Below are 18,533 nucleotides of genomic sequence, written 5' to 3'. Positions count from 1 at the left end.
TTCCTCGGAAGCGTCCACCGGTTTTTATTGCTTGTCGCCATGCTCGCGGTCGTTATCGGCCCGATGAGCATCGGGGTGGCGGGCAGTGCTATGGCGTCTTCAGGTAGCGCACCAATGGAAGCCATGGCCAGCGCCATGCCAGGTATGCATATGACGGAAGATATGCCGTGCTGCCCTGACGAGCAGCCTGTCAAGCCGGATTGCGCCAAGGGATGTCCTCTCGCCCTGGTCTGCACAACGTCGATCCTTGGGCACGCGCCTCACAGCCATGGCTGGTCTTTCGCCATCTCCTGGCAGTCGCATCGCTATGATCTTTTGCCGGCGTCGCAACTGATGTCGGCACTCGTCGAGCCTCCGGCCCGACCTCCGAAAGCCTGATCTCCAGCCATTTTGAAACTTGCCTGCGGATCGAGCAGGACGCGTAATTGCGTCTGCGCTGATCCGGTGGCGATCAATTTTGACCCGAGGACGCGATCAAGACATCCGTCCCGACGAGATCGAACATCATGAACAAGACCTTCCTTTCTGCGGGAGCGATGCTCCTCGCCGGCGTGCTGATCGCCGGCTCGGCCACCGTGACCCTTGCAGCCTCGCAGGACTACGAATTCCAGCCCGTCTCGACCGACGTGAAACAAGGTCAGGGATCGCTGGTCTCCGTCCGCCTCATCGACAAGCGCACAGGCAAGCCCGTTCCCGACGCCGTCATCTTCACCACCCGCATGGACATGGCCCCTGAAGGCATGGAGATGATGACGACACCCGTCGAGGCGGCGACCTCGACCGAGCCCGGTGTCTACGCCTTCAAGACGGACTTCACCATGGCGGGCGGCTGGCGCTTCAAGCTCGCCGCCAAGATCCAGGGCGAACCCGACACGGTTCAGGGCGAACTCGTCCTGAAGGCGGCCCCTTGAACACGCCATCACGTGTGGCAGCCACGCTCTCCCTCGCCGTATTGCTCGGCGGGGGAGGCTATTGGGCTGGCACCAACAATCTTGGCGCGCGGCTCGGCCTTGTTGTCGTCGAGCCTGCTCTCGCCACGCCCAAAGCTTCTGCGACCGCCCCGACGGGGGTAGTCATCTATTACCGCCATCCGGATGGACAGCCGCAGTTCTCTTTGGTGCCGAAGAATGTCGACGACGGTCGACCGTTCGTCGCCGTCCGGGAAAGCGAGGACGTCAGCTTCAGCGACGTCGCCGCCAAACCGGACAAGACGGTGGATGAAGCGAAAAAAGGTGCGAATCCTGCGGATCGTAAGATCCTATACTACCGAAACCCGATGGGCCTTCCCGACACCTCCAAGGTACCGAAGAAGGATTCCATGGGCATGGACTACATCCCGGTCTTCGACGGCGATCAGGGCGACGCCTCGACGGTTAAAATCTCGCTCGGCAAACTGCAGCGCACGGGCGTCAAGACGGCGACCGCGGAAATGGCCAGCATCAGCCGCAGGATCCAGGTGCCGGGAACCGTTACCTTGGACGAGCGTCTTGTCAGCATCATCTCGATGCGAACGGATTCGTTTGTCGACGACGTGGCCGACGTCACGACGGGCGACCGCATCCGCAAGGGCGACAAGCTCTTCCGCTTCTATTCGAGGGAGATCGCGACTGCGGCGTCGGAATATGCCGCCGGCAGGGGCGATTTGCGCAGCAATGGCGACGCCGGTTCGGCGCTGCGCCTGAAGAACCTCGGCGTGCCGCAGGAGGTCATCGACACCATTGCGAATACCCGTCAAGTGCCGGCGAGCATCAGCTACGTTGCCCCGCGCGACGGTATCGTCCTCGAACGCATGGCGACAACAGGCATGATGGCCAAGCCCGGCGACGAACTGTTCCGGATCGCCGATACCTCCAACGTCTGGGTGATGGCCGACGTGCCGGAATACGATCTGGCTTCGGTCCGAAACGGCGCTGAGGTCAAGGTTACCATCAGGAGCTTGCCCGGCAGAACGTTCAAGGGTGTCGTGGATCTGATCTATCCGCAGGTCGATATGCAGACGCGCACGACGAAGGTTCGCATCGAGCTTCCTAATCCCGAGGGCGTGCTGCTTGCGAATATGTATGCCGACGTCAAAATCGAGGCGGGCGCCCCGAATCCTGTCGTCGCCGTCCCCAGCAGCGCCGTCGTCGACACCGGCGACCGCCAGGTCATCTTCATCGACAAGGGCAATGGGAAGTTCGAGCCGAAAGACGTGACGCTCGGCGTCCGCGGCGAGGAGAAGACGGAGATCGCCAAGGGCGTCGCCGCAGGCGACAAAGTCGTCGTGGCCGCCAACTTCCTCCTCGATGCCGAAAGCAACCTGAACTCGGCGCTCAGCGCCATGTCCGAGGAAGCCAAGCCATGATCTCCCGCGTCATCTCGTGGTCTGCCCACAATCTCGTTCTGATCTTCGTCGGCGCCGCCCTTGCCATCGCCGGCGGCGTCTACGCGCTGCGATCCCTGCCGCTCGACGCCATTCCCGATCTCTCCGACATCCAGGTCATCGTCTACACCGAATATCCCGGCCAGGCCCCGCAGGTGGTCGAAGATCAGGTGACCTATCCGCTGACGACGTCAATGCTGACGGTTCCGAAGTCGAAGGTTGTGCGCGGCTTCTCCTTCTTCGGCGTGTCCTTCGTCTACATTATCTTCGAAGACGGCACCGATCCCTACTGGGCGCGCAGCCGCGTGCTTGAATATCTGAACGCCGCGCAGAGCCGTTTGCCGCAAGGTATCACGCCGACACTCGGCCCCGATGCGACGGGCGTGGGCTGGGTCTATCAATATGCTGTCGTCGCCAAGCAACTGTCGCTCGCAGAACTGCGGTCGCTACAGGACTGGGTGGTACGGTTTGCCGTGTCCAAGGCCGAAGGCGTCTCCGAGGTCGCGAGCGTCGGCGGCTTCGTCAAGCAGTATTCGGTCGTCGTCGATCCAACGCGGCTCAAAGCCCAGGGTGTCTCGCTCAACGATGTGGCCAATGCCGTCCGCGCCAGCAATACCGACGCTGGCGGCCGCACGATCGAGTTGTCCGAGTTCGAGTTCATGGTCCGCGGCCGCGGCTACCTGAAGGGCATTCCTGATATCGAGAACATCGTCCTGAAAAGCCAGAACGGCGTGCCGCTCAAGCTCAGCGACGTCTCGAGAGTGGAACTCGTGCCGGACGAGCGGCGCGGCATCACCGAGCTGAATGGCGAAGGCGAGGTCGCAAGCGGCATCGTGCTGCAGCGGTTCGGAGCCAACGCGCTGACCGTGATCGACAATGCCAAGAACAGCCTCGACGCCATCAAAAGCAGCCTTCCGGCGGGTACCGAGATTGTCCCTGTCTACGACCGCTCGACGCTGATCGAGGCGGCGATCGAGACCCTGAAAGGCACGCTGGTCGAGGAATCCATCGTCGTCGCTCTCGTGACCATCGCCTTTCTGCTGCATGTCCGCAGCGCGCTGGTCGCCATTATCATGCTTCCCGTCGGCATTCTGATGGCATTCATCGCAATGAGGCTGCTGGGCATTGGCGCGAACATCATGAGCCTCGGCGGCATTGCCATCGCGATCGGCGCGATGATCGACGCGGCCATCGTCATGATCGAGAATGCCCACAAGCATCTTGAACGAGCGCCACCGGACAAGCCCCGCATCGACATCCTGGTCGAGGCGGCGAGCGAGGTCGGCCCGGCGCTGTTCTTCAGCCTGCTGATCATCACCGTCTCGTTCCTGCCGATCTTCACGCTGGAATCGCAGGAAGGGCGGCTGTTCGGGCCGCTCGCCTTCACCAAGACTTTCTCGATGGCGGCGGCCGCCCTGCTGTCGGTGACGCTGGTGCCGGCGCTGATGATCCTGTTCGTTCGAGGCTACATCGTTCCCGAGCACAAGAATCCGTTGAACCGGTTCCTGATCTGGATCTACCGCCCCGTCATCGCCGGCGTATTGCGAGTGAAGACGCTGACCATTCTGGCAGCGCTCGTCATCCTCGGGGTGTCCGTCTGGCCCGTCCAGCATATCGGTAGCGAGTTCATGCCCAATCTCGACGAGGGCACGCTGATGTACATGCCGACCACGTTGCCCGGCATCTCCGTCACCAAGGCGGCCGAACTGATGCAGACGCAGGACCGGATCATCAAGTCGTTCCCCGAGGTCGAGAGCGTCTTCGGCAAGGCAGGCCGTGCCTTAACCGCCACCGACCCGGCGCCGACGGAGATGTTCGAAACGATCATCAATCTCAAGCCGAAATCACAGTGGCGGCCAGGTGTTACAACCGAAAGCCTGAAACAGGAGATGGACGCCGCCCTGCAGTTCCCTGGCGTCTCCAACGCCTGGACCATGCCGATCCGCGCCCGCATCGACATGCTGTCGACCGGAATACGGACGCCGGTCGGCGTCAAGGTCTATGGTACCGATCTCGGCGAGATGGAGAAGATTGCCCGTCAGATCGAAAGCGTGCTGAAGACAATCCCGGGTACGTCGAGCGCCTACGCCGAACGGGTGATCGGCGGCTACTATCTCGATATCGTTCCCAACCGGACGGCGCTCGGCCGCTACGGACTGACCATCAACGATGTCCAGGACGTTGTCGGCATGGCGCTCGGTTCGGAGGTCGTCACCCAGACGGTGGAGGGCCGCGAGCGGTATGGCGTTGCCATCCGATATCCACGGGCATCCAGAAGCGACCCGCAGTCGATCGCCAGGGATGTGCAGATATCGCTGCCGGGCGGCGGAACGGTTCCTCTCGGCGAGGTCGCGGACGTCAAGCTGACCCGAGGCGCGACAACCATTCGCACCGAGAACGGACAGCTTGCCGTTTACATCTACGTGGATATCGCCAACCGCGATCTCGGCGGGTATGTCGCCGAGGCCCAGCAGGCGGTCGCCGAGAGTGTGACGATGCCATCAGGCTACTCGGTCGCCTGGAGCGGCCAGTTCGAATATCTCGAACGGGCGGAGGCCCGGCTTGCCATCGTTGTTCCCCTGACGCTGGCGTTGATCTTCCTGCTGCTCTACCTGAACTTCAAGGCGCTGACCGAGACTGTCATCGTCATGCTGTCCCTGCCCTTCGCACTGGTCGGTGGCATCTGGCTAATGTGGTGGATGGGCTTCAACGCGTCCGTGGCGGTCGCCGTAGGCTTCATCGCGCTGGCCGGCGTCGCGGCGGAAACCGGGGTGATCATGCTGATCTATCTCGACCACGCGATGAAGGAACAGCGTGAGGCCTGCGTGCGGGAAGGTCGTGCCTTCTCGAAGCTGGACCTCCACAGGGCGATCATGGTCGGCGCGGTCGAACGCGTCCGACCAAAGATGATGACAGTCGTCGCCATCATGGCGGGCCTCGTTCCGATCTTGTGGAGGACCGGCACGGGTTCGGAGATCATGCAGCGCATCGCCGTTCCGATGATCGGCGGCATGGTGTCGTCGACGCTGCTGACGCTGATCGTCATTCCGGCCGTCTACGGACTGATCAAGGGCTGGCGACTGCCAGCCGCATCCAGTGCGGACCACTCTGGCACCGAGTACCAGAGGCGCAATCTGCAGGCTGCTGAGTGACCCTTGGCCGGAGCCTCACGCGGCTTCGGCCACTTCGTCACACAAATGAATTCACAACCACGCGACCACAGCCAGAAACTTGTCTCCTCGTTAGATTTCGCGCCTTCCAACCCACCTTCCGAACGCGAAAGAGACGACCGATACCAAGGACATTGATAGACCTCTGCGAAAAACCTTGACGTCACCGCGTCTGGGCTTAGCTATTGGTGCGTTCGTCAAACGAAGGAACGACCTTGCTGCATCAACAAGCCGATATCATCCGCGCACTCGGCGTTGCGCCGAGCTTCGATGCAGCAGCAGAGACAGAGCGTCGAGTTGCCTTTCTGGCCGATTATCTGCGCACCACGGCATTACGAGCCTTCGTCCTTGGCATCAGCGGCGGCGTGGATTCCCTGACCGCCGCCATGCTGGCCCAGACCGCTGTAAGTCGCCTGCGCGAGCACGGCCACACGGCAGAATTCGTTGCAGTGCGTCTCCCGTACGGGGTTCAGGCTGACGAGGCCGATGCGCAGAAAGCCTTGGCGGCGATCCGTCCCGATCGTACCGTCACCATCGACATCAAGCCGGCGGCAGATGCAATGCTTGCAGAGGTCCGTCGTGAGGCAGGCGAACTGTTTGAGGAAGCCCGAGTGGATTTCCACCTCGGCAATATCAAGGCGCGTCAGCGCATGATTGCGCAATACGCGTTGGCTGGCGCCGTCAGCGGCCTCGTGATCGGTACGGACCACGCCGCCGAGGCACTGATGGGATTCTTCACGAAATTCGGAGACGGCGCGGCCGATATTCTCCCACTTTCGGGTCTTACCAAGCGCCGCGTTCGTGGCATCGCCAAGCATATCGGAGCGCCACAGGAACTGATCGACAAGGTGCCGACCGCTGATCTCGAAAGCAATGCGCCGCTGCGTCCGGACGAGGACGCTTACGGCGTCACCTACGACGAGATTGACGATTTTCTCGAGGGCAAGGCGATCGCGGAATTAGCACGCCAGCGAATCCTCACCATGTACACAGCGAGCGCGCACAAGCGAGCCTTACCGGTCACGCCGGAGTAGCCAACATGCCCGCCGGCGACTGTCGCATGGCTCAGGCATGAGCATAATCTGGTCCTATCGCCATCTGACGCCCCGGCAGGCTGATTTTATCAAGGTGAGGCGCAACTCACCACCACCTCGATCTGAGGCTTCCCAGCTTTGATCAATGTTTGCGACGTTTTCACCTCTCCTCGAGGCGTTGGACGAGGCGCGATTGTGCCGGCTCAAGCGCCCTTCGATGCCTTCCGGATGCCACTCTGCCGAAAATTGGCTGTACGGCACACCATTTAAGGGTGCGAAAATTTCCACGAGATCATGAGCCTGCGGGTTGACCCTGCAGCCGCTACAGGGTGCAAGGTCTGACGTGTCAAACTTAACTGACCTCAGCTTAGTCCTGAAAGGCTTTCAGATGGAAACTGTAGAAATGAATGTGGTCGGAATGGACTGCGCAAGCTGCGTCGCAAAGGTCGACAAGGGCCTGCGTGCGCTTCCCGGCGTACTGGACGTCAACGTCTCGCTCAACAGCACGATAGCGATCGTTCAGATCGACCCCGAGATCATCGGCGCGGACATTCTGCATGAGACGGTCGTGGACCTCGGATACAAGGTCTCGAACTGACTTCGCCGACACTGCGTCAGGCCGGACGATCTCTTCTATATCCGGCCTGACGGACCGGCGGTCTCTTCGTTTCGATCTCGTTCATCGGACCCTGAGTTCTTCAACCTACGCTGCGCCGAGCGCCGATGTGACAAGCAGCGAGGTTTAACCGGCCGAATAAAGACCAAGGGCATCAATGGCCGGCGACGGCTTCATCTTTCACGATCGACCAGACGCCGCAGTTTCCGAAGGCGAATATCCTGTGGCTCGTGCATATCGAGCGTGCCGACGAATGCGCCGGCTGCGCTCATCATGTAGATTCCGGCCGTGTGATCCATGGTGTATTCCCCGCCATCCAGCGGCACCTTCTTGTAATAGGCTTTGAACGCCTTCACCGCGGCTTCCGTCTGCTGCGGTGTTCCGGTCAGGGCGACGATCCTGCTGTCGAACGACGACATATATTCGGATAAGATCTTTTGCGTGTCGCGCTCCGGGTCGACGGTGATCATGATCGGTGTCACCCGGTCGGCGTCCGCCCCGAGGTCGTCCATGAGTATCGTCAACTCGGACAATGTGGTCGGACAGACATCAGGGCAATGGGTGAAGCCGAAAAAGACCAGATAGGCCTTTCCCGCCACATCGGCGTGAGTGAACCGTTTACCCTTGTGCGAAACCAGCTCAAACGGCCCCCCGATCGAGGGGATCCCACGGTCATGGGTGGACTGGGTTGGGTGCTCGCGCCCTGACGGTGCCATGTAATAGCCGGCGATTAGCACAGCGACAAGGATCGCGCTGCCTCCCCAGGCAGCGGTGCGGGCGATCTTCAGCACGATCACTCAGCCTTGGGCTTATGGTCGTCATGGTCTTCGGCTGCCTTGGAAGGCCCGAGCCCCTGGACAGCGAAGTCGACGGTTATCGGCCCAGCGTTCTTGAAGTTGAGAGTGGCCGGAAAGCGCTCCCCTTCCACCAGTTGTTTCCTTGGCCTCACGAACATGATATGCGACGCGCCGGCCTTCAAGACCACGGTTTCGCCCGGCTTTATCTCGATGCCATCTTCGATCTGCCGCATCTTGGCGACCCCCCCAACGAGGGTCGATAGATGAAGCTCGAGTTTCTCAGAAACTGGACTAGATCCGGAGAGCAGGACATCGGCCTCCTTTCCGGTGTTGGTCAACGTCAGATATCCGCCGGCGACCGGCGCCGATGCGGGCGTCGCACGGGCGAACGGGTGCCCGATAACGATAAGCCCGGTCGTGTAGTCGTGTGCTTTGGATTGCGTCGCCATGGCAATTGCAGGAACAGTCAAAGCTAGCGCGACCAGCATAGTGCTAAAACGCATGTGATATTCCATTCTGCACTTGCTGCTACTCGATATCCCGGCGGCCATGGCGAAGAAGGCGAAGCGCATTGGCTGTCACCAGCACCGTCGCGCCCGTATCGGCCAGGATCGCCATCCAAAGCGTGGTGACACCGAAAAGCGTCGTGCCGAGGAAAACGACCTTTAGGCCGAGTGCGAGTCCGATATTCTGCCAGATGTTGCCAAGCGTCGCCTTCGACAGGGCAATGAGATCCGCCACTCCCATGACCCGGTCGCGAAGCAGCGCAGCGTCGGCGGTTTCCAGTGCGACATCGGTGCCTCCGCCCATTGCCACTCCGACTGAAGCGGTGGCGAGCGCCGGGGCGTCGTTGATACCGTCACCTATCATGGCGATCGGCCCTTGCGTCTTGAGGCGCGAGATTTCGGCGAGCTTGGCGTCCGGAAGCAGTTCCGCCTTGACGACCAGTCCGAGCGCCGATCCGATCGCTGTCGCTGTGCGCTGATTGTCGCCGGTCAACATGACGGTTTCGACGCCGATATCCTTCAGATGCCGGATGGCAGTTGCGGCGTCGTCACGTGGCTCATCCCTGAGGGCAATGAGGCCCTCGATCTGGCCATTCATCATCAGAACGACGACCGTCTTTCCTTCCTCTTCAAGGTGCGTGATTCGCCGGGCAAGTTCGTCACCGACAACGGCCTGCTCGGCTGCAAATCGCGGAGATCCGACGGAGACGAATCCGTTCTTCAACCGCGCGGTAACCGCCTTTCCGGGCGTCGCCTTGGCGCCGCCGAAACTCGCCGGCACAGATAAGCCTTTTGCGACCGCCGCTTCACCAATCGCGATCCCAAGCGGATGGCTGCTGTTCCGTTCGACGGCGGCCGCGCGGGCCAGCACATCGGCTTCTGTCCCGACAATGGCCCACACATCCGTCACCTGCGGGCGGCCGCGGGTCAGGGTTCCTGTCTTGTCGAAGGCGACGGTCTTGACCTTTCCAAGCGTCTCAAGTGCCGCGCCGCCCTTGATCAGCAGGCCTTTGCGAGCACCGGCCGCAAGTCCGGAGGCGATGGCCGCCGGCGTCGAGATGACCAGCGCACAGGGGCAGGCGATCAGGAGCGTGGAGAGGCCGCGGTAGATCCACGTCGCCCACTCGCCGCCAAAGAAAATCGGCGGCACAACGATGACGAGTGCCGCAACGACCATGGCCGCCGGCGTGTACCAGGCGCTGAAGCGATCGATCAGCCGTGCCATCGGCGCCTTCGACGACTGCGCGTCCTCGACCATATGAATGATGCGCGAAATCGTATTGTCGGCCGCGACATGGCTGATCGCCACCCGAAGCTCGCCATTGGTGTTGATGCTGCCGGCATAGACCTTGTCGCCGACATTCTTGGCGACAGGAACAGACTCCCCTGTCACCGGAGCCTCGTTGACCTCGGAAAAGCCCTGAGTGACTTTGCCGTCGGAGGGAACACGGTCGCCGGGCCGCACGACGACGATGTCGTCAATCGCCAGTTCCTCGACCGCAACCTTCTCGACCACCCCATCGCGCTCGCGAAAGGCAGCTCTTGGGACGAGATCGATCAGTGCTTTGATGCCGGCTCGCGCGCGGCCAGCCGCGATGGTTTCGAGCAGCTCGCCAACGGCAAAGAGCAGGATGACGACCGCCGACTCCTCGGCTGCCCCAATCAGCAACGCGCCGAGCGCGGCAACCGTCATCAGCGTTTCGATGCTAAACGGCGTTCCGGAGACCGCGCCGACGAAAGCCCGTCTTGCGAATGGAACGATCGCGATCAGCGCCGCTACCGAGTAAGCGATCTGACCCCATTCGGGAGAGAGGTGGGCGATGCTCCAGGCAATCGCAAACATCACGCCTGTGAAGATGACGAGACGCCCCTTCCTACCCTTCCACCACGCCTGGTCCTGATAGTCCGGGAGCTGCCTGGCACCAGCTTGATTGTCAGCGCCCGCTGCGATGGGGGTGAAGCCGAGCGCCTTGATCTTGTCCTCGACAGTCTGCGACGAGGTCCTGTCCTCATCCAGCATGATGACCATGCTTTCCTGACTGTAATTGACGTTGATGTCGCTGACGCCCGGCAAACGCTTCATCGCGTTTTCGATCTTCATCGCGCAGGCAGCGCAATCCATGCCCTCGATCTTCAACTTCAACGCGCTTGAAGCAGCCATGACATTACCTCGACAATTTTACACTGGTGCATTACATGAGGCCTGTAGCAACTATAGGGTCAAGCCATGTCGCCAAACATTCTGACGATCGGATATCTCGCCAAGAAAACCGGCACCAAGGTTGAAACGATCCGCTTTTATGAAAAGAACGGCTTGCTGCCCGAACCGGGCCGGACCGAGGGCAACTATCGCGCCTATGACCATATGCATCTGAATCGTCTGAGCTTCATCCGCCGCGCGCGCGACCTCGGGTTTTCCCTCGACCAGGTGCGCGGTCTTCTGAGACTGAGTGACGACCGGGACCAGTCATGCAAGGCGGTCGACGAAATTGCCAACGAGCACCGCGCCGAGGTCGAACGCAAGATCCGCGATCTACAGGCGCTGAAGGCTGAACTCGACAACATTATCGATCAGTGCAGCTGTGGAACGGTCGCCGACTGCCGCATCATCGAATCTCTTTCGCCGAAGCACTAGGGAACCAGACCGGTGCAAAGCTGCTTCGATATGAAGCGGCGCTTGAGAATAGTGGGGGTGACGGTAGTCTCTAGCGGCGAGCCATCGCCGGCCAGCCTGGTGATACGCAACGAGTGTCGGTCGTCTATTATGAGGCACTACGACGCATCCTTCGCCTCTTCCAGGATTTCCCAGCCACCCTTCAGAACAATACCTGCGACCAAAACTCCGATGATCAGATCGGGATAGGGAGAAGCGAAGAACATCACCGCCGCGCCCGAAACGACAATGCCGGCATTGGCGATCATATCATTCGTCGTGAAAATCCAGGAGGCCTTCAGATGAACGCCTTCGTCACGATGCGATCGAAGAAGCTTCAGGCAAGCGACATTCAGCGCGGCATTGATGAGGGCGGTGATAATCATGGCCAAGCCAATAGGCTCGGCGCCGGCAAAAAACCGTCGTCCTACCTCGACGAAAAGTGCCAGGCCCAAAGCGATCAGCAGGATCCCGGACAGGCGTGCAACACGCACCTTTGCCAGAACCGTCCGACCGACAGCGTAAAGGCTGATGGCATAAACGCCGGCGTCACCCATGTTATCCAGGGCCGCCCCAAGCAGACCGGTCGAGTCAGCGACGAAGCCAACGACGCCAGCGACGATCACCTGCAAAAGATTGATGGCAAGGACCCAGATAAGTGTCGTTCGCTCGGAGGCATTTCTGGCGTCGAGCTGTATTTCGTCCTCGCGGTGTTTCTCGCTCATTCAGGTTCCCCCATTCACTCTGCAGTAGCTTGGAAAAGCCATGCACTGGTCCAGCGTCGCGTACGGCTGGATATCGACAACGTTCAGTTCAGCGCTTCTTGTTACCAGACGGTCCGGGTGTGTGCGCCGGCTGGAAAGAAAAGATCGACCCTGCCATGAGGAGCACTGCCCCCATGGTGATCGCGACATCTGCCATATTGAAGGCGGGCCAATGCCAGGTCCCAATGTGAAAATCGAGAAAGTCCGTGACGGCGCCATGCTGTATGCGGTCAAAGATGTTTCCTGCCGCCCCGCCGGCAATCATGCCGAGCGCAGTCGCTTCCAATGTCCGATCGGCTCGCATTGCCCAGATGATCAACCCGATGGTTATGACCGTCTTTATGGTAGCCAACAACAGCGGACGCTCGAAGAAGATATCGCTGAACATTCCGAAACTGACGCCGGTGTTAAAACCCAGTGTCAGGTTGAAGAAGCTCACAAGCTCGATCGTCCGCGGCGGGACCATGACCACATTCACGATCAGCCACTTTGTCGCAATGTCGAAAAGAAGCGCGATTACAAAAGCGCTTGCAATCCAAATGGCTCGAGGTCTAACGGAGTTGGTAAGCAATATAATTCCTCTCGTTGGCGTGGCCTGATCGATAGTGGGTTTTGAGCGCGAGGCGCTACACGCCTATGTCGCTCTCACCGTCGTTGCAATCGGTCCCACTTCTCGACTTGTCCCGAACAAGACCTGATATTGCTCGGCTGGATGAACTTCGCGAACTAGGGCCCCAGCGCTCGCTGAAATGGCTTTCATCTCGCGATTCTGGTTCTAAATTCTGTGCTACACCCTGTAGCTGCTACAGGGTCAATCGCGAATTCGTCGACGCCTGACTGAAGATCAGTATGGCGATTTTGCACGATACCGACAGCCTTCCGCCGCACCCCGTCGAGTATGATCATCACCCTGCACTTCAGGCCATTCTGATATTGTCGATCACAAACCGGTCTTCGGGGAGGGCCGGGAGCCGCGACCAATTAATCTCCAGGTTCTGATCCGGCACATCGTAGCTGACACGCCGTGTCAAAATTTCTGTTGCCAGCTTCATAAGCTCGATGGCGATCCACTCGCCCGGGCAACGATGGCCGGCATGGTGATCTCCACCACCTTGTGGGACGAAGTTGAAGCGGCTGCCGTCCCATTGGCGAAAGCGCTCCGGTTCGAACTCATCCGGACGATCCCACGTTCGCCGGTCGTGGTTGGTGCCGTAAAGATCGAGCAGGACCCGGCGCCCCTTGGCGAACCGATAGCCGTTCCATTCGAACGAATGTCGCGTCCGCGCGGCGACGGCCGGGAAGAAGGGGTAATGCCGACGAACTTCCTGGACAAAGAGATCCTGATATCCGCCAGTTCCCGCCTGAAGTCTCTTTTGGACTTCAGGATGTGAATGCAACGCATGTGCAACACAAACGATATAGACCGAGACTGCCACTGTCGGTCTGACGACATTGATCAGCTCCACCGCGGCGACGTCCGGTTCGAGCAATTTGCCATTCAAGTCTCGGTGCCAGGCGATGATATGGGCGGCTGACTGATCAGGCGGCCGGATAAGGCCTTTGCGGATATCCTCGATCATCGTCGTCAGCCAAGCGTCAGTTCGGTTTCGTGCGTATCTTGACCAGAGATGCCTGAACCCGATTGATCCGGCGTGATCGAACAGTGCCGCAATCTGCCGCGTTCTGGCGTTGAGGTCGGGTTCGGCAAGTGGCACACCTGCCCAGGTACAGACGGAGCGCGTCAAAATCTCCCGTACCTCAGGATAAAGCACGATCCTCCTGCTGGACCTCCATCCGGGCAGTCGAGCCTCCCATTCCTCGGCGGTGAGACGCACGAGTTTCTCGAGTCGCTCGGGGCTCATCAGCGACATAAACATCCCCTTGCGGTGGCGGTGCTGTTCCTCGTCGAGGCCCTGCACCCCACCAACGCCGAGCAAAGTCTTCTGAATCGCCTTCGGCATGGCACCCCGCCGTGCGAAGCGGTTCGCATCGTAAAACAGGGCGGCCGCTTCGGGACCGCTCACGCAGATGGTTTTCTGCAGCATCAATCTGGTTTCGAACAGGTCCGAGCCGTGATGCCGACATCGGTCCGAAATGAATCGATAGGGATCGCGCACCAGGGCAAAAGTGGAGTCCAATACCCTTTCATGTGGGATGTGCGGCATCGTGGTGGCCTCCAACTTCCTCGCTACAAGAACCGGTGACGGCTGAACGCCCGCGCTACCCGCTACCGTGCCGGTTTTGCGCAGGCCAGATCGTCGGTTCCACGCAGTACATAAGGCTCTCCCTGAAACCAATGCACCAAACTGGCGACCGAGCGCCGGATGTTGTGAAGAGCCTGGCTCGATCGTCCGGACGCCCAACAACTTCTACCCAGTTTACCCCAACGTATCGGCCGCAAGATTGATCCGCCCGAAGCGGATCGATGGTGGTAACCTCCGGCAAATGAAAACAAAGCGCCTGTCGTCTTTCTAATCCGCGCCCTATCAATCGGCGTCTCTGCCCTTTTCCGGACGGCTGAGTGTAGGTTTCCAAGGCTCGCCCTTGTAAGGATCCGCCAGCGCCGCGTCTGGACGGCTGATCGGGTACTTGATGGTCGAGATCTTCTGAGCCAGCTTGTCGGCGCCGTTTTGCTTCAGCAGCTCGCGGAAGCTGGAATGCATCCCGCCGTCAGCATAGGCAGTCATGGTTGCGGTAGGATCCTTGTCCAGCAGCGAGGCCAGTTTCTTGTCCTCCTGCTGAACTTTGGCGGAAAGGGCTGGATCGGCCTCCTGTTTAAGAGCGGGACAGGCACCAAGAGGGTTGGTGGGGGCGCTGTTGAAATCCGCATTGAAAACATATCGTCGATTGCACGCCGCGACCTTTGGCTGCTGCTTGGAAAATTCGAAGGCGTCGTAGCCTTCCTTCAGGTTTTTCCAGAACGTGAAGTTCGGATCGCCGCGATTGGCCGCCATATTCTCCAAGGTCATGCGAAAGGGATATGCCTGCACCTGAAACTTCTCCTGGCCACCGGCAAGCGCGCTGTGCACGAGGGCGTAGATTTCGCCGACACCCTGGTCGGTCATCGCGTAACATCCCGACGACGAACAAGCGCCGTGAACCATCAACGCTTCGCCGGTGTAGCCCAGTGCTGCCTCGAGGCGGTTCGGATAACCAAGATTGAACGACAGATAAAACTGCGATTTGGGATTCAGCATGCCTGAGGAGACATGATAAAATCCCTCGGGCGCCTGCCGATCACCGGTCCTGGTTTTCGGGCCGAGTTTTCCTGACCATCGGCACATCGGATACACCTTCAAAAGCGCGTAGCGACCGGTCCGATCCTGCTTCCAAATCTCAAGCTCGCTTTCTTGCTTGAAGATCCGTATCAGCACCGGGCTTTCCGGCGTCATCCCTTTCTTCGCCATCTCTCCGACCAGTTTGACCGGAATCTCGGGCGACGGATCGCCGATATCGTCAAGGCTCATGGTGGTGCAGCCGTTAAGCCCGACGACAAGCAGGACAAATAAGACGAGCGGCCCCAGCCGATGGAATATTGCTTGGATCATTTACTCTGGGCCCCGATTCGCGTGACGAAACCGTGCTACGGCCTGTAGCCACTGCAGGGTCAATACCTGTAGATCTCGATTCTCACGCGAGCCTCAGCCCCCAGTCCGCCAATGCAGAGTAACGATCAGCGTTGCAAACCTTGGTGATCCTGGCTTTCATCGTCGAAGTCGGCTTGCTCGTCCTGTTCGTCCGAAGCGATCGGAATGTCGCCATCGAACATCCTCTCCCTGCTCAGCAGGCCGGCATCTTCAAGCAGTTCGACGTTGGGCAGATCGCGCAAAGTCTCAAGCCCAAAACTCGAAAGGAAGGTTCGTGTCGTGACCAGCGTATAAGGAGCGCCCGGCTGCGGGCTGCGCGGACCCGAGGAAACGAAACCCAAAGATCGAATGTGAGCGATCGTATCACGACTGACTTCCTTTCCGATTATATTGGAGATCTCGCGTCGAGTGATCGGCTGGTGATAGGCGACGATCGACAACACCAGCAGATCGGCCTGCGACAACGATCGCCCATGCTGCTCGACGCCGCTGATACTGCGGATCGCATCGGCAAACCGGACGCGGGTCCGATGCTGCCATCCGCCTGCGACCGAGATGAGTTCGTAGGGCCGATCGCGCAGCTCTTCCCGGATGTCGTCAATCAACAGATCGATGCTGCAGTCGCGGCCGACCAGGCGGGCAAGCGTTTCGCGGTCCACTGGCTCGGCCGATGCAAAAATCACCGCCTCGACCCTGCCCATCCACTCGCGCCAGCGCAGCTGCGCCGGCAGATCGGTCAACTCGGTGTCGAGGCTGTCTTTCTGTCGCGGCCGCCGTCCCATGATCTACAATCCATAGAGCCGAAAGGTCGACCGACCGGTGAGTTCGCGGATTCCGCCAAGCGTCACTAGCCGGTCGAACAGCCGCCGGCTCGACCGGTCGCTGGTTTCCTTGCCCGTCTTTGCCGCCAGCGCGTCCTCGCGGATCAGGATCGAGATTGTCGCATCAGCATCCTTGCCGCGCAGTTGCGACGCCATGTCGATCAACCGCGTCATACGGCGGCCGAGATCGGTATGGATGTCCAGTGCTGCAGCGCCGCTGCGTCCGTACGCTAGATGGCAGGCATCGGTCCAGGCTTCCACCCTGCCTTCTCTCAGCGCCCGCCAGTCACCTGGCCGCAGTGCGCTCGCCAGAAGCGGTAGCGGTGCCGGCCAGCCGAGACGTCTAGCGAGAACGGCGTCTGCCAGCCAGATGGCCAGTGACCGGGCATCCGGCCGGCGTCGTGTAACCTCCAGCGCGGTCGCCGCCGCTGCCCGTACCGCATGGCCAGGCCCGCGCACATAATCGGCCGCCATTTCCAGCGCCGCCGTCAAGGACGCGTCGGCCGCAAGCTCGAACATTTTTGGAAGGCGTGTGTACCATTCCTCGGTGCGAACGGCCCGCGTCTCGCCCAGGGCGCGAAAGGCGCCGAGCAGCCGGGCGGCCGGACCGGGATCGCCGCCGGCCGGCGTCAGATACCAGTGATCGCGTAGGGCTGCCTCCCCTTCCGGCCGGCCTTGCTGGCGCGTCAGCGCCGTCGCACAGGCAAGCGCCAGTCGCTGACGCCAGAGGCGGCCAAGCGGGTGTTCGTCGCGGGCCGCCGGGTGCAGAGCGGCCAGTACCGCGCCGGCGAAATAACCCGCGTCACCGGTGCCTTCCCCCAGGGCGGTGAGACGTGCCCAGCCGGGAACCGGTGGGTAGCTCGGGGGTGGATCGGGAACGATTCGCGGACGTGAGACCATACGCAACCTTATCAGGCGACGGCGGTTTGCGCCATGTTTTGCGCAGGAAAGCGCCGCGCCTGTCGATAAATAATAATGAACGATAAACTTCCATTATCGTTCATTTCTGTCATTATAAGAAAATGAGCCAAATCATCGATCAAAACAACGAAATTCACCTCGAGGCGAGCTCTGCTCCGCCTCTCAGCACAGCGGCCGACGGTGACATTTCCGCGCCGCAGACGTCGGCCGGCATGCCGACGGCCAATGGCGGGCTCCCCTCCCCTCCTCCAGAAACGCGCGCAGCCTTCCCAGCCCACCTGGAGCAGTTGGCCGATCAGGCCCGCGATTATGTCGAGGCCGCCAGTTCGGCAAACACCCGCAAAGCCTATGCCTCCGACTGGAAGCATTTTTCCGGATGGTGCCGCCGGCAAGGGCTGGAGATCCTGCCGCCTAACCCGCAGACCGTCGGCCTCTATATCACTGCCTGCGCTTCCGGGGCGGCGATCGCCGGCCGCAAGCCGAATTCGGTCACGACGATCGAGCGACGGCTATCTGCCATAACCTGGAACTATGCCCAGCGCGGCACGCCGCTCGACCGCAAGGACCGCCATATCGCCACGGTACTTGCGGGCATCCGCAACACCCATGCCGCCCCTCCTCGCCAGAAGGAAGCGGTACTTCCCGAACACCTGATCGCCATGCTCGAAACGCTGCCCCGCGGCACACTGCGGGGCCTGCGCGACCGGGCGATGCTACTGATCGGCTTTGCCGGCGGGCTGCGGCGCTCCGAAATCGTCGGGCTCGACGTCGGTCGTGACCAGACGAAGGACAGCCGCGGCTGGGTCGAGATCCTAGACAAGGGCATGGTCGTCACGGTCCGGGGCAAACGCGGTTGGCGCGAAGTGGAAGTCGGCCGTGGATCCTCGGACGCCACCTGCCCTGTCGTTGCGCTGCAGACCTGGCTGAACCTCGCACGGATCGCGCACGGTCCCCTCTTCCGGCGAGTCACCGGTCAGGGCAAGGATGTCGGCCCTGATCGACTGCTCGACCAAGAGGTCGCGCGCTTGGTCAAGAAGGCGGCATTGGCTGCCGGCGTGCGCCCTGACCTCACCGAGACCGAGCGCGCGGAGAAATTCTCCGGCCACTCGCTACGTGCCGGCCTGGCCTCTTCCGCCGAGGTCGACGAACGCTACGTGCAGAAGCAACTCGGTCACGCTTCTGCCGAGATGACTCGAAAATATCAGCGCCGGCGAGATCGGTTCCGCGTCAATCTCACCAAGGCAAGTGGGCTTTGACCCCCCCCTCCTCTGCTCCCAGTGAAGCGGTAAGGTCAAAATTGAG

General features: G+C 60.7%; 16 protein-coding genes. 7 read left to right on the top strand and 9 right to left on the bottom strand.

The window, feature by feature from the left end:
* Positions 1-536 precede the first annotated feature (536 nt).
* From AGR2A_RS25120 to AGR2A_RS25100, 5 genes are all read left to right on the top strand, one after another.
* Positions 537-911: a FixH family protein gene (locus AGR2A_RS25120; RefSeq protein ID WP_072492833.1), complete on the top strand. Its 375-nt coding sequence runs from the start codon at positions 537-539 to the stop codon at positions 909-911.
* Positions 908-2,344, top strand: coding sequence for an efflux RND transporter periplasmic adaptor subunit (locus AGR2A_RS25115; RefSeq protein WP_072492762.1), 1,437 nt, complete (start codon positions 908-910; stop codon positions 2,342-2,344). The genes AGR2A_RS25120 and AGR2A_RS25115 overlap by 4 nt, the downstream gene beginning before the upstream one ends.
* On the top strand, positions 2,341-5,514 hold the full coding sequence (locus tag AGR2A_RS25110) for an efflux RND transporter permease subunit (RefSeq protein ID WP_072492761.1): 3,174 nt from the start codon (positions 2,341-2,343) through the stop codon (positions 5,512-5,514). Before AGR2A_RS25115 ends, AGR2A_RS25110 begins: the two co-directional genes overlap by 4 nt.
* Before the next feature lie 233 nt (positions 5,515-5,747).
* Entirely contained in the window at positions 5,748-6,566 is an 819-nt protein-coding gene (nadE, locus tag AGR2A_RS25105; RefSeq protein ID WP_139786411.1) for an ammonia-dependent NAD(+) synthetase, read from the top strand.
* Positions 6,567-6,954: 388 nt separating this feature from the next.
* Positions 6,955-7,164 (top strand): heavy-metal-associated domain-containing protein, encoded by a 210-nt coding sequence (locus tag AGR2A_RS25100; protein WP_080823500.1) that lies wholly within the window; start codon positions 6,955-6,957, stop codon positions 7,162-7,164.
* Positions 7,165-7,355: 191 nt separating this feature from the next.
* Here the strand turns inward: AGR2A_RS25100 and AGR2A_RS25095 are convergent, their stop codons facing one another.
* Genes AGR2A_RS25095 through AGR2A_RS25085 form a run of 3 tightly spaced genes read right to left on the bottom strand, consistent with a single transcriptional unit; the run spans position 7,356 to position 10,646 of the window.
* Positions 7,356-7,973: an SCO family protein gene (locus AGR2A_RS25095; protein ID WP_234797294.1), complete on the bottom strand. Its 618-nt coding sequence runs from the start codon at positions 7,971-7,973 to the stop codon at positions 7,356-7,358.
* 2 nt (positions 7,974-7,975) lie between these two features.
* Entirely contained in the window at positions 7,976-8,551 is a 576-nt protein-coding gene (locus tag AGR2A_RS25090; RefSeq protein ID WP_234797293.1) for a copper chaperone PCu(A)C, read from the bottom strand.
* Complete coding sequence (locus AGR2A_RS25085) at positions 8,508-10,646, bottom strand: heavy metal translocating P-type ATPase (RefSeq protein ID WP_072492758.1); 2,139 nt, start codon at positions 10,644-10,646, stop codon at positions 8,508-8,510. Before AGR2A_RS25085 ends, AGR2A_RS25090 begins: the two co-directional genes overlap by 44 nt.
* 66 nt (positions 10,647-10,712) lie before the next feature.
* Between AGR2A_RS25085 and AGR2A_RS25080 the strand changes: the two genes are divergently transcribed.
* Positions 10,713-11,120 (top strand): MerR family transcriptional regulator, encoded by a 408-nt coding sequence (locus AGR2A_RS25080; RefSeq protein WP_072492757.1) that lies wholly within the window; start codon positions 10,713-10,715, stop codon positions 11,118-11,120.
* 137 nt (positions 11,121-11,257) lie between these two features.
* On the opposite strand, the gene AGR2A_RS25075 is transcribed toward AGR2A_RS25080, so the two are convergent.
* The 6 genes from AGR2A_RS25075 to AGR2A_RS25050 form a co-directional block, all read right to left on the bottom strand.
* Positions 11,258-11,863: a cation transporter gene (locus AGR2A_RS25075; protein WP_072492756.1), complete on the bottom strand. Its 606-nt coding sequence runs from the start codon at positions 11,861-11,863 to the stop codon at positions 11,258-11,260.
* A gap of 88 nt (positions 11,864-11,951) precedes the next feature.
* On the bottom strand, positions 11,952-12,473 hold the full coding sequence (lspA, locus tag AGR2A_RS25070) for a signal peptidase II (protein WP_234797292.1): 522 nt from the start codon (positions 12,471-12,473) through the stop codon (positions 11,952-11,954).
* Positions 12,474-12,819: 346 nt separating this feature from the next.
* Complete coding sequence (locus AGR2A_RS25065) at positions 12,820-14,067, bottom strand: cytochrome P450 (RefSeq protein ID WP_072492755.1); 1,248 nt, start codon at positions 14,065-14,067, stop codon at positions 12,820-12,822.
* Positions 14,068-14,388: 321 nt separating this feature from the next.
* Complete coding sequence (locus AGR2A_RS25060) at positions 14,389-15,450, bottom strand: L,D-transpeptidase family protein (protein ID WP_072492754.1); 1,062 nt, start codon at positions 15,448-15,450, stop codon at positions 14,389-14,391.
* A 125-nt stretch (positions 15,451-15,575) separates the two neighbouring features.
* On the bottom strand, positions 15,576-16,271 hold the full coding sequence (gene scpB, locus AGR2A_RS25055; RefSeq protein ID WP_080823499.1) for an SMC-Scp complex subunit ScpB: 696 nt from the start codon (positions 16,269-16,271) through the stop codon (positions 15,576-15,578).
* A 3-nt stretch (positions 16,272-16,274) separates the two neighbouring features.
* Positions 16,275-17,210, bottom strand: a complete 936-nt coding sequence (locus tag AGR2A_RS25050) for a DUF1403 family protein (RefSeq protein ID WP_072492752.1) — start codon at positions 17,208-17,210, stop codon at positions 16,275-16,277.
* A 122-nt stretch (positions 17,211-17,332) separates the two neighbouring features.
* Between AGR2A_RS25050 and AGR2A_RS25045 the strand changes: the two genes are divergently transcribed.
* Positions 17,333-18,487 carry a site-specific integrase gene (locus AGR2A_RS25045; protein WP_072492751.1) on the top strand — a complete coding sequence of 385 codons (1,155 nt, stop codon included), beginning with the start codon at positions 17,333-17,335 and terminating at the stop codon, positions 18,485-18,487.
* The last annotated feature ends 46 nt before the right edge of the window (positions 18,488-18,533 follow it).

This window comes from Agrobacterium genomosp. 2 str. CFBP 5494 (assembly GCF_900013495.1).
In the GTDB taxonomy this organism is placed as follows: Bacteria; Pseudomonadota; Alphaproteobacteria; order Rhizobiales; family Rhizobiaceae; genus Agrobacterium; species Agrobacterium pusense.
Note: the sequence above shows the minus strand (reverse complement) of the source record. Positions and strands in the feature narration are given on the sequence as shown.